10 protein-coding genes are annotated in these 11,050 nt (G+C 71.1%); 6 read left to right on the forward strand and 4 right to left on the reverse strand.

Annotated elements, in window-relative coordinates; genetic code table 11:
• Positions 1-11: 11 nt before the first annotated feature.
• Both metX and NZH93_RS32450 read right to left on the reverse strand, forming a co-directional pair.
• Entirely contained in the window at positions 12-1,088 is a 1,077-nt protein-coding gene (gene metX, locus NZH93_RS32445; RefSeq protein WP_259627078.1) for a homoserine O-acetyltransferase MetX, read from the reverse strand.
• Positions 1,085-2,386 (reverse strand): bifunctional o-acetylhomoserine/o-acetylserine sulfhydrylase, encoded by a 1,302-nt coding sequence (locus tag NZH93_RS32450; RefSeq protein ID WP_259627079.1) that lies wholly within the window; start codon positions 2,384-2,386, stop codon positions 1,085-1,087. The genes metX and NZH93_RS32450 overlap by 4 nt, the downstream gene beginning before the upstream one ends.
• A 197-nt stretch (positions 2,387-2,583) precedes the next feature.
• Between NZH93_RS32450 and NZH93_RS32455 the strand changes: the two genes are divergently transcribed.
• Both NZH93_RS32455 and rdmE read left to right on the forward strand, forming a co-directional pair.
• A complete protein-coding gene (locus NZH93_RS32455; RefSeq protein WP_259627080.1) occupies positions 2,584-3,615 on the forward strand; it encodes a Gfo/Idh/MocA family oxidoreductase in 1,032 nt (343 codons plus the stop codon).
• A 67-nt stretch (positions 3,616-3,682) separates the two neighbouring features.
• Positions 3,683-5,209 carry an aklavinone 12-hydroxylase RdmE gene (rdmE, locus tag NZH93_RS32460; RefSeq protein WP_259627081.1) on the forward strand — a complete coding sequence of 509 codons (1,527 nt, stop codon included), beginning with the start codon at positions 3,683-3,685 and terminating at the stop codon, positions 5,207-5,209.
• On the opposite strand, the gene NZH93_RS32465 is transcribed toward rdmE, so the two are convergent.
• Entirely contained in the window at positions 5,169-6,464 is a 1,296-nt protein-coding gene (locus NZH93_RS32465; protein ID WP_259627082.1) for an MFS transporter, read from the reverse strand. The two genes, rdmE and NZH93_RS32465, sit on opposite strands and share 41 nt — an antisense overlap.
• Positions 6,465-6,619: 155 nt before the next feature.
• Here NZH93_RS32465 and NZH93_RS32470 point away from each other — a divergent pair, with 155 nt between their 5' ends.
• The 3 genes from NZH93_RS32470 to NZH93_RS32480 all read left to right on the forward strand — a co-directional run bounded on the left by NZH93_RS32470 (position 6,620) and on the right by NZH93_RS32480 (position 9,568).
• Positions 6,620-7,012: an SSI family serine proteinase inhibitor gene (locus NZH93_RS32470; protein ID WP_259627083.1), complete on the forward strand. Its 393-nt coding sequence runs from the start codon at positions 6,620-6,622 to the stop codon at positions 7,010-7,012.
• Between the two features lie 131 nt (positions 7,013-7,143).
• Positions 7,144-9,012 carry an ABC1 kinase family protein gene (locus NZH93_RS32475; RefSeq protein WP_259627215.1) on the forward strand — a complete coding sequence of 623 codons (1,869 nt, stop codon included), beginning with the start codon at positions 7,144-7,146 and terminating at the stop codon, positions 9,010-9,012.
• A 67-nt stretch (positions 9,013-9,079) separates the two neighbouring features.
• Positions 9,080-9,568 (forward strand): glutathione peroxidase, encoded by a 489-nt coding sequence (locus tag NZH93_RS32480; RefSeq protein WP_259627084.1) that lies wholly within the window; start codon positions 9,080-9,082, stop codon positions 9,566-9,568.
• Between the two features lie 34 nt (positions 9,569-9,602).
• Here the strand turns inward: NZH93_RS32480 and galE are convergent, their stop codons facing one another.
• A complete protein-coding gene (gene galE, locus NZH93_RS32485; protein ID WP_259627085.1) occupies positions 9,603-10,556 on the reverse strand; it encodes a UDP-glucose 4-epimerase GalE in 954 nt (317 codons plus the stop codon).
• A 119-nt stretch (positions 10,557-10,675) separates the two neighbouring features.
• Between galE and NZH93_RS32490 the strand changes: the two genes are divergently transcribed.
• Positions 10,676-11,014 carry an L-rhamnose mutarotase gene (locus NZH93_RS32490; protein WP_259627086.1) on the forward strand — a complete coding sequence of 113 codons (339 nt, stop codon included), beginning with the start codon at positions 10,676-10,678 and terminating at the stop codon, positions 11,012-11,014.
• Positions 11,015-11,050 lie beyond the last annotated feature (36 nt).

The following is an 11,050-nucleotide window of genomic DNA, read 5'->3' on the forward strand; positions in this document are numbered from 1 at the left end:
GGTGCCCCCGGCTACGCGCCGGAAGGCACCCGTGTCGGCAGTAGTTCCCTCACGAGCGCTCCGACCTGGTCGGACTCGATGAGGAACGCGTCGTGGCCGTAGTCCGACGTGACGACGCGCAGGTCGTCGGCGGTGGTGATGCCCGCGGCGAGTTCCGCCTGCTGCGCCAGCGGGAACAGCCGGTCGGTGTCGACGCCCGCGACGATCGTGCGGGCGGTGACGCGGCGCAGCGCGGCCCGCACCCCACCCCGGTCGCGGCCCACGTCGTGGCTGTTCATCGACTCGGTGAGGACGACGTAGCTGTCCGGGTCGAAGCGGCGGACCAGCTTGTCGGCGTGGTGGTCCAGGTAGGACTCGACGGCGAACCTGCCGTCCCCCTGGGGATCCCGCCCGAAGCGGGCCGCCAGCTCGGCCTCGGTGCGGTAGCTGATGTGCGCGATCCGGCGGGCGATCCCCAAGCCCAGCACGGGATCGGCGCGGACGGCGTGGACCTGGGTGGACGCCAGCGCGATCTGCTCGGCCGACGAGGCGGCGGGCGTCGCCAGCAGCAGCAACGACCTCAGCCGGTCCGGGTGGCCTACGGCCCACTCGACCGCCCGCATCCCGCCCATCGAGCCGCCGAGCACGGCGGCCCACGCGTCGACGCCGAGCGCGTCGGCCAGCGCCACCTCGGCCGTGACCTGGTCCCGCGCGGTGACCAGCGGGAACCGGCTGCCCCACGGCTTCCCGTCCGGAGCGGCCGACAGCGGGCCGGTGGTGCCCTGGCAGCCGCCCAGCACGTTCGGGACGACGATGAACCAGTGCGCCGGGTCCAGCGGCCTCCCCGGCCCGACCAGCGCGTCCCACCAGCCCGGTGTGGGGTGGCCGGGTTCGACCACGCCCGCGACGTGGCTGTCACCCGTGAGCGCGTGCTCGACCAGGACCGCGTTGGAGCGGTCCGCGTTGAGCGTCCCCCAGGTCTCGTAGGCGATCTTCACGGCAGGCAGCCCGGCGAGCGGCCCGTCGTGGGAGTACCAGAGCCGACGCCCAGCGGGGTCCCCCTCGCGCCACCCGCCGGCGGCACGAGGGGTCTCTCCACCGGTGGTCACAGAGCGGACTTCGCCGCGCGGAACCCCGCCTCCAGGTCGGCCTTCAGGTCCTCCACGCCCTCGATCCCGACCGACAGCCGCACGAGACCAGGCGTGACACCCGTGGTGACCTGCTCCTCCGGGTTCAACTGGCTGTGCGTGGTGCTGGCCGGGTGCACGATCAGGCTGCGGACGTCGCCGATGTTCGCGAGCTGGCTGAACAGCTCCGTGCCGTCCACGAACGCCCGACCCGCGTCCACCCCGCCGCGCAGCTCGAACGACACGATCGCGCCCGCCCCCTTGGGCAGGTACTTCTTCGCGGTCTCGTGGAACGGGCTGGACGGCAGACCCGCGTAGTGCACCTTCTCCACCTCGTCGCGCTGCTCCAGCCACTCCGCGAGCGCTTGCGCGTTCGCCACGTGCTTGTCGATGCGCAGCGAGAGCGTCTCGATGCCCTGGATGATGAGGAAGCTGCTCAGCGGAGCGATGGCGGCACCCGTGTCGCGCAGCAACTGCACGCGCAGCTTCGCCGCGAACGCGCCGTGCCCCAGCGCGGGCCAGTACTGGAGGCCGTTGTAGCTCGGGTCCGGCTCGTTGAAGTCCGGGAACCGCTCCGTGCCGAAGTCGAACGTGCCGCCGTCGACGACCACACCCGCGATCGTCGTGCCGTGGCCGCCCAGGTACTTGGTCGCCGAGTGCACGACGATGTCCGCACCGTGCTCGATCGGCCGCACCAGGTACGGCGTCGGCACCGTGTTGTCCACTACCAGCGGCACACCCACCTCGTGCGAGACACCGGCCACCGCGGCGATGTCCAGCACGTGCGCGCGGGGGTTCGCCAGCGTCTCGGCGAAGAACAGCTTCGTGTTCGGCCGGGCCGCCGCGCGCCACGCCTCCAGGTCGTCGGGGTCGTCCACGAACGTGACCTCGATGCCGAGCTTCGGCAGGGTGTAGTGGAACAGGTTGTACGTGCCGCCGTAGAGCGAGGCGCTGGACACGAAGTGGTCGCCCGACCGGGCGAGGTTCAGGATGGTCGCCGTGACGGCCGCCGAGCCGGACGCGAACGCCACGGCGGCGATCCCGCCCTCCAGCGCCGCCACCCGCTGCTCCAGCACGTCCTGCGTCGGGTTGTTGATGCGCGTGTAGATGTTGCCCGCTTCGGACAGGTTGAACAGCGCGGCACCGTGGGCGGTGTCGCGGAAGACGTACGACGTCGTCTGGTAGATCGGCGTGGCACGGGCGCCCGTGGCCGGGTCCGGCGTGGCTCCGGCGTGGACCTGCTTGGTCTCGAACGACCAGGCGGAGGCGTCTGCGGACATGGCTGTCTCCTGGGTTGTCACTCTGAGGCTGGGCGGGCTTCGGGGTGGATCAAGCGCGGCCGGGACAGGCCATGCTGGTGACGCGCACGTAGTCGACGTGCCGCCTGGTCACGAGCAGACTCATGACAGCGACGTTAGCTCCGTGGACCAATCGCGCAACAGGGCGTCCACGAGGTGGGACGCCTATCTTCAACCCCATGCGCACCGCACTGATCGGGTACGGCCTGGGCGGCTCGGCCTTCCACGCCCCGTTCCTGAACACCACACCCGGCCTGGACTTCAGCGCCGTCGTCACCGGAAACCCAGAGCGCGCAACCGAGGTGCGCTCACGTTATCCGTCGGTCGAAGTACTGTCCTCAGTGGACGACGTGTGGAACGGCGGCTTCGACCTGGTCGTCGTCACGACCCCGAACCGCTTCCACCACGAACACGCCAGGACGGCGTTGGAGCACGGCCTGCACGTGGTCGTGGACAAGCCGTTCTCCGGCACCTCCGCGGAAGCCCGCGCGTTGACCGAACTGGCGGAGTCCAACGGTCTGACGCTGGTCCCGTTCCACAACAGACGGTGGGACGGCGACTTCCTCACCGTGCGACGGCTGGTGGCCGACGGCGACCTCGGCGAGGTGCACCGGTTCGAATCGCGCTTCGAGCGCTGGCGCCCGGAACCCAAGGCCTCCTGGAAGGAATCGGGCGACCCGGCGGACCTGGGCAGCATCGTCTTCGACCTGGGCACCCACCTGATCGACCAGGCCATCGCGCTCTTCGGCCGACCCGAGTCCGTGTACGCGGAGATCCGCGCCCTGCGAGCAGGCGTCCGGGCGGACGACGACGCGTTCCTCGCGCTGACGCACGGGAACGGCGTCGTGTCCCACCTGTGGGCGGGCGCGCTGACGGCCGACCTCGGCCCGAGGTTCCGCGTGCTGGGCGACAAGGCCGCGTACGTGAAGTTCGGGATGGACCCGCAGGAGGAACTGCTGAAGTCGGGCGCGACGCCCGGCGAGGGCTGGGGCGTCGACGCCCCGGAGAACTGGGGGTCGCTCCGGGCGGGTCCCGAGGAGACCCGCGTGCCGACCGAGAACGGGAACTACCCGGCCTTCTACGCGGGAGTCGTCGCGGCGATCAGCGGCGGCACCGCACCGGTACCGCCAGTGGACGCCGTCAGCGGACTGGAGGTCATCGAGGCCGCCATGCGGTCGGCCGCCACCAAGCAGGTCGTCACGCTGGACTGACGGTGCCGGGCGCCGCACGGCCGATACCTCTTGCCCAAGAAACCTCTCTCAACCTAAGATGTTCACCATGAAAGACACTCATGTGCAGGTCCTGGTGGTCGGAGCAGGCCTCGGCGGCCTGTCGGCCACCCTCTTCCTGGCCCAGCAGGGCATCGACGTCCTCACCGTCTCCAAGCACGCGGGCACCGCCTTACACCCCAAGGCCACCGGCCAGACCCCCAGGACCATGGAACTCCTGCGCCGGGCGGGCGTGGAGGACGAGGTCATGGCGGGCAGCGGCGGCCCGATCACCATCAAGATCGCCGAAAGCCTCCAGGGCGAGGTCTTCCGCACCATCGCCACCGACGAAGACGCCCCGGACTTCGGCGCCCTGTCCCCCGCCCCCTTCGGCATGGCCTCCCAGGACCACGTGGAACCGGTGCTGCTCGACCGTTCCCGCGACCTCGGCGCGGAAGTCCGGTTCCACACCGAACTCGTCTCGTTCACCCAGGACGGGGACGGCGTCGAAGCGCGCCTCCTGGACGTCCCCACCGGACGCCTCACCACTGTGAGGGCCGACTACCTCGTCGCGGCCGACGGCCACAGGGGCAAGATCCGGGAATCCCTCGGCATCGAGCGGCACGGCCACGGTCCGCTCGCCGGCCACATCGGCATCATCTTCGAGGCCGACCTCTCCCTCCACACCGCTCCCGGCCGCACCACGCTGTTCTACCTCCGCAACCAGGCCTTCACCGGCGCCTTCGTCTCCCTCACCACCGACCGCCGCCACGTCCTCACCATCGAGCACGACAGCCGCGAGTCCCTGGCCGACTACGACGAGGACCGCTGCACGGCACTGATCCGGACGGCCACCGACGTCCCCGACCTGACCCCGAAGATCCTCGACGTCACCCGCTGGGAGATGGCGGCGTGGATGGCCGACCGCTTCTCGTCGGGACGCGTCTTCCTCGTCGGCGACGCCGCGAAGGTGACCCCGCCGACCGGCGGCCTCGGCGGCAACACGGCGGTCCAGGACGGCTACGACATCGCCTGGAAACTGGCCGCGGTGCTCAAGGGCGAGGCCGGAACGGGCCTCCTCGCCAGCTACGAGGCCGAACGGCGCCCGTACGCCCAAGCGGTCGTCGACAGCTCGTACCGCAACTACGTCGAACGGTTCGCCCCCCACCTGATGGACGACGACGTCCCGGCCCCGATCGACTACCTGGAACTGGGTTTCGGCTTCCCCTGCCGCTCCTCGGCCGTGCTGCCGGAGGACGACGACGCGGCAATGGAGGACCCGTTCACCTCCACCGGCCGCCCCGGCTACCGGGCCCCGCACGTCACCGTGCGGCACAACGGTTCCGAAACGTCCACAGTGGACCTGTTCGGCCGGGGCTGGGTCCTCGTCACCCTCGACCCGGCCTGGAACGACTGCGGGGTGGACGTTCCCGTCCTCACCGACCCGTCCGGCCGGCTGGGGACGCGCTACGGCATCGGCGACCGCGGCGCCAGCCTCGTCCGCCCCGACGGCGTCGTGGCCTGGCGCAGCCCGGACCTCGTCCTCGATCCGGGGGCTACGGTTCGGCGGGTACTCGACTCCGTGCTCGACCGCTGATCGTCTCCCCGATCGCCAGGACGCACGCGGCGCTCACCAGCGCGCCGCCGACCAGGTACAGCGACACCGGCCAGCTCTCCTGCCCGGCCGTCAACCCCAGCAGCGCGGCGGCGACCAGCGGGGACAGCCCTCCCCCGAGCACCGCCCCCAACTGGTAGCTCAACGACACCCCGCTGTAGCGGATCTTCGGGCCGAACAGCTCGGCGTAGTAGGCGGGCATCGGCCCGAAGATCGCCGCGGACCCGGCGAACCCGATCACCATCGCCACCAGCACCAACCCCGGCGACCGCGTGTCCACCAGCCAGAACAGCGGGAACGCGAACACCCCGAGGAACACGGCCCCGCCCAGCATCACCGGCAGCCGCCCCACCCGGTCCGACAGCCGGGCGAACAGCAGGATCGTGACGGCCTGCGCGAACGCCCCCACCAGCGTGGCGTTCAAGATCACCGACCGCGACATCCCGAGCTGCCGCGTGGCGTAGGACGCGGTGAACGTGGCCAGCACGAAGATGAACATGTTGAACCCGAAGTTCACCCCGGCCCCCAGCAGCACCGTCCGCCAGTGGTTCCTCAGCACCACCGCCACCGGCAGCTTCACCGTGCCCTCCTCGGCGCGGGCCCGCTCGAACACCGGGCTCTCCTGCACCGACAGCCGCACGTACAACCCGACCCCGACCAGCAGCAGGCTGAACAGGAACGGGATCCGCCACCCCCACACCAGGAAGTCCGGTCCGGACGCCGCCACGGCCAGCGACATCGCCCCGCTCGCCAGCAGCAGCCCCAGCGGCGACCCGAGGAACGTCCAGCTCCCGTACCACCCGGACCGGCCCGGCGGCGCGTGCTCGACCGTCATCAGCGTCGCCCCGCCCTGCTCGCCGCCCAGGAAGAACCCCTGCACCACCCGGAGCAGGATCAGCAGCACCGGCGCCAGGATGCCGATCGACGAGTACGTGGGCAGCAGCCCGATGAGCGCCGTGCACACCCCCGTCACGGTCAGCGTCAGCACCAGCATCGTCCGCCGACCGATCCGGTCGCCGAAGTGCCCGATCACCACCCCGCCGAGCGGCCGCGCCAGGAATCCCGCCCCGAACGTGGCCAGCGAGAGCAGCGTGCCGATCCGCGGGTCGAACGACGGGAAGAACAGCTTGTCGAACACCAGCGCGGACGCCGTGCCGTAGAGCAGGAAGTCGTAGAGCTCCACCGCGTTGCCCGCGCTGGAAGCCAGTGCCACCCGACGCACCCCGGAAGTCGCCATCACCCCAGGGTGCCGAGTCGATCATGTTCTGCACACCGCCCGTGGGACGAACGCGGAACTGGTCCGGAGTGGTCAACGGTCACCGAAACCACCCGATCCGGTGTTACCGCCCGGTTGGGTCGTGGTGCAGGCGCCCGCCGCGCCACTGTGGTCGCATGGCACCACTCCCCCTCCTCGCGGCCTTCGCCGCGGTGATCCCCTTCCTGCCGGTCGCCGACATCGCTCCCCCGGCCGGATCGGAACTCGTCCCCTCGTCCACGATCGTGCTGACCACCTCGACCGCCGACGCGGGCGTGCGGTCGGCGACCCTGCACTGCGAGCCGCCCGGCGGGTCCCACCCGAACGCGCGGGCGGCGTGCGACGACCTGCTGTGGTCGGACGGCGACGTGCAGGCGGTCCAGGACGCGGACTCGCTGTGCACCTTCGACTACCGGCCGGTGCACGTCACCGCCGCGGGGAGCTGGCGCGGTCAGGAGCGGAACTTCGACCACGTCTACCCGAACGCGTGCGCCATGCGCGTCGACACCGGGGCGGTCTTCCAGTTCTGACCGGTTCCAGGCGGTCTCAGGTCGTGCCGGCTAGGGTCGGGGCGACCTGAGTTCCGTTGGGGGGAACAGTGGAGGACTTCCTGCTCTACGCCGTCGGCGTGCCCGTGACGTTCCTGGCCCTGGTGCTGGGGATGGCGCTCGCGGCCCGGCGCATCCTCGGCATGCGGGTCGGGCTCGTCCGGACGACGATCGCGACGCTGCTGGCGATGTCGTCCACCGGCAGCCTGTTCAGCTCGCTGGCGGACGACCAGGGCGCGAGCTCGGCGCTCGCGACCGTCCTGTTCGGCGTGACGCTGCTGCTCCTGATCGGCATGCTGGCGCTGGCCGAGGTGGTCGTGCCGACCGGGTCGATCCCGCCGCCGGTGGACTGGTTCCGGGCGGTGCGCGGGCGGATCGCCCGGACGCGGCGGTACTCGCGGATCACGGCCATCGCGGTGCGGCACGGGCTCGGGCCGTACCTGCGCGGGCGGGAGCGGACGGACACCGCACTGGCGCGGTCGGTGCGGCTCGCGCTGGAGGACGGCGGCGTGACGTTCGTGAAGCTCGGGCAGGTCCTGTCGACGCGGCCGGACCTGCTGCCGCCCGACTTCATCGACGAGCTGACCCTGTTGCAGGACAACGTGCCCGCCGCACCGTGGGACCAGGTGCGGGCGGTGCTGGTCGAGGAACTGGGGCAGGCGCCGGAAGCCGTGTTCGCGGAGTTCGACGAGCGGCCGATGGCGGCGGCGTCGATCGCCCAGGTGCACCTCGCGCTGTTGAAGACCGGCGAGGAGGTCGTGGTGAAGGTGCAGCGGCCGGGGGTGCGGAAGGTCGCCGAAGGCGACCTGGACATCGTGGCGCGGCTGGCGAGGACGTTGCAGGAGCGCACCCGGTGGGGTCGGGCGATGGGCGTGCTCGACCTGGCGACCGGGTTTTCCGTCGCGCTGCGCGAAGAACTGGACTTCCGGGTCGAGGCGCGGAACCTGGCGACGGTCGCCGCCGCGTCCGTCGGGCAGGACGTCGGCCTGCCCGCGGTGCACGAGGACCTCTGCACCGCGAGGGTCCTGGTGATGCAGCGGCTGTCCGGGGTGCCGATGCGCGCCGCCGGACCGGTGCTGGACGAGCGGGGCGCCGACCGCGGGGCGCTCGCCACGACGCTGCTGTCGTACCTGCTGCGCCAGGTGATGCTGGACGGGGTGTTCCACGCCGACCCCCATCCGGGCAACATCATGCTGCTGGCCGACGGCCGTCTCGGACTGCTGGACTTCGGCTCGGTCGGCCGGATCGACGCCCAGCTCCGGTCGGCGCTGCGGCGGCTGCTGCTGGCCATCGACCGCGGCGACCCGGCCGGGCTGTGCGACGCGCTGCTGGAACTCGTGACCAGACCGGACGAGATAGACGCCCAGCAGTTGGAGCGAGCGCTCGGCCAGTTCATGGCCCGCCACCTGAGCGCCGGGATGCGGCCGGACGTCGAGATGTTCGGCGACCTGTTCCGGCTCGTCTACCGGTACGACCTGAGCATCCCGCCGGAGGTCGCGGCGGTGTTCCGCGCGCTCGCGACGCTGGAGGGCACGCTCGGCACCATCGCCCCCGGCTTCAACATCGTGGTCGAGTCGCGCGCCTTCGCCGCCGCGCAGATCGACGAGCACCTCACGCCGGAGTCGATGCGGCGCGCGGTCGTCGAGGAACTGCACTCCGTGCTGCCGATGCTGCGCCGCCTGCCGCGGCGGGTGGACCGCATCACCAGCGCGTTGGAGCAGGGGCGGCTCGGCGTGAACGTCCGGCTGTTCGCCGACGACCGCGACCGCCGGTTCGTGACGGGCCTGCTACACCAGGTGATGCTCACCGGGCTGGGCGCGACCGCCGGGGTCATGGCCGTGCTGCTGCTCGGCGGCACCGGCGGCCCGCAGGTGGTGCCGGGCATCGAGCTGCACCACCTGTTCGGGTACAACCTGCTGGTCGTCAGCGTCCTGCTGGGGTTGCGGGTGGTGGTGACGATCTTCCGCCCACGTGGCGCATGACGCAGTTCGCCGTCCGCCCCGGAGCCGTAGGCTGCGAAGGGGCTTGTCCATTCGAAAGGGCGAAGACTTGAGCATCTACGACATCCCGGTCAACACGATCTCCGGCGAGCCGACCACGTTGGAGTCACTGCGCGGGAAGGCCGTCCTCGTCGTGAACGTGGCGTCCAAGTGCGGCGCGACCCCGCAGTACACGGCGCTGGAGCAGCTCCAGAAGCAGTACGGCGACCAGGGTTTCTCGGTGGTCGGCTTCCCGTGCAACCAGTTCATGGGCCAGGAGCCGGGCACCTCGGAGGAGATCGCGACGTTCTGCTCCACGACGTACGGCGTGACGTTCCCGCTGTTCGAGAAGATCGAGGTGAACGGCGAGAACCGGCACCCCGTCTACGCCGAGCTGACGAAGACCGCCGACGCCGACGGCAACGCGGGCGACATCGGCTGGAACTTCGAGAAGTTCCTGGTCAGCCCGGAGGGTGAGGTCGTGGCGCGGTTCCGCACGCCGACGCAGCCCGACGACGAGCGGGTCGTCAAGGCCATCGAGGCCGTCCTGCCCGCGTGACGCGCTGAGGGGAGCCCCTGCGCGGGGCTCCCCGTCACGTGCGGGAGCGGTGGAACGCCCAGGCGTCCGCGATGATGTCCCTCAACTCCGGCTTCGCCTGCCGCCAGCCCAGTTCGGTGCGGGCCTTCTCGGCGGACGCGACGCTCGCGACCGGGTCGCCCTCGCGGCGGGGCGCGACGCGCGTCGGAACGGGGTGGCCGGTCACCTCGCGCACCGCGTCGACGACCTCGCGGATCGAGAAACCCCGGCCGTTGCCCAGGTTGTAGACCTTGTGCTTGCCGGGCTCGGCCGCCTCCAGCGCGAGCACGTGCGCCGAAGCCAGGTCCTCGATGTGGATGTAGTCGCGCACGGACGTGCCGTCCGGCGTCGGGTAGTCGTCGCCGAACAGCAGGAACTCGGCCCGCTTGCCCGCCGCCACGTCCAGCACCATCGGGATCAGGTGCGTCTCCGGCGTGTGCCGCTCGCCGAGGTGCCCGCTGGCGCCCGCCGCGTTGAAGTACCGCAGGCTCACCGCGCCGAGACCGTGGGCCTGGCACTCCCACGGCAGCATGGTGTCCACAATGGACTTGCTCGCCGCGTAGGGGTTCTGCGGGTCGATCGGCGAGTCCTCGGCCAACGGCTCCAGGCCCGCGTCGGCGTACATCGAGCCGGTGGAGGAGAAGATCAGCCGCTTGACGTCGTTGGCGCGCATGGAGTCCAGCAGCGTCATGGTGCCGCGCACGTTCACGTCGAAGTACAGGTCGGGCTTGCGCACCGACTCGCCGACGGAGATCTTGGCCGCGAAGTGCAGCACCGCGTCGAACGTCGAGTCGACCACCTGCGCCGCCGCACTGAGCGGCAGCTCGTGCAGCACGGCCCCCTCGGGCACGTTGTCCACGAACCCGGTCGACAGGTCGTCCAGCACCTCGACCTCGTGCCCGGCCGCCACCAGCGCCACGACCGTGGCGCTGCCGATGTACCCGGCGCCGCCCGTGACCAGCAGCTTCATCCATCACTCCCAGGTTGGTGGTCCCCGACTCGGACCCGACCCTACGCGGGAGCACGGGGAGCGCCGACACATCGGACGTCTGTAGTCTCGCGGCGACGCCCACGGACAGAGGAGCAGCGATGTCGGCTTCCACCCCTCAACGGCACATCCGAGTCGTCGGACTGCTCCCCGAGAAGCGCGCGGAGTACCTGCGCCTGCACGAGGTCGTGTGGCCCGACGTCGAGGCCAGGCTCACCGCGAGCGGCATCACGAACTACTCGATCTTCCTGCTCGGCGACCGGCTGATCTCGTACTACGAGTACGTCGGCGACGACTACGAGGCGGACATGGCCCTCATCGCCGCCGACCCGACCACCCAGGAGTGGTGGACCCTCACCGACCCGTGCCAGGTGCCCGTGCCAGAAGCCGAGGAGGGGCAGTTGTGGGCGGACGCCACCGAGGTGTGGCACATGGGCTGACCCGGCCCGCGCGTGGCCCCCCCCCCCCCGCCCCCC

Origin of the sequence: Umezawaea endophytica (assembly GCF_025061645.1) — a bacterium.
Taxonomy (GTDB): Bacteria; Actinomycetota; Actinomycetes; order Mycobacteriales; family Pseudonocardiaceae; genus Umezawaea; species Umezawaea endophytica.

Coding starts and splice junctions, on each gene's coding strand:
- NZH93_RS32490 (WP_259627086.1), top strand. CDS start 10,676: ATGTCGGCTTCCACCCCTCAACGGCACATCCGAGTCGTCGGACTGCTC.
- NZH93_RS32455 (WP_259627080.1), top strand. CDS start 2,584: ATGCGCACCGCACTGATCGGGTACGGCCTGGGCGGCTCGGCCTTCCAC.
- NZH93_RS32475 (WP_259627215.1), top strand. CDS start 7,144: ATGGCGCTCGCGGCCCGGCGCATCCTCGGCATGCGGGTCGGGCTCGTC.
- NZH93_RS32470 (WP_259627083.1), top strand. CDS start 6,620: ATGGCACCACTCCCCCTCCTCGCGGCCTTCGCCGCGGTGATCCCCTTC.
- NZH93_RS32450 (WP_259627079.1), bottom strand. CDS start 2,386: ATGTCCGCAGACGCCTCCGCCTGGTCGTTCGAGACCAAGCAGGTCCAC.
- rdmE (WP_259627081.1), top strand. CDS start 3,683: ATGAAAGACACTCATGTGCAGGTCCTGGTGGTCGGAGCAGGCCTCGGC.
- galE (WP_259627085.1), bottom strand. CDS start 10,556: ATGAAGCTGCTGGTCACGGGCGGCGCCGGGTACATCGGCAGCGCCACG.
- NZH93_RS32465 (WP_259627082.1), bottom strand. CDS start 6,464: ATGGCGACTTCCGGGGTGCGTCGGGTGGCACTGGCTTCCAGCGCGGGC.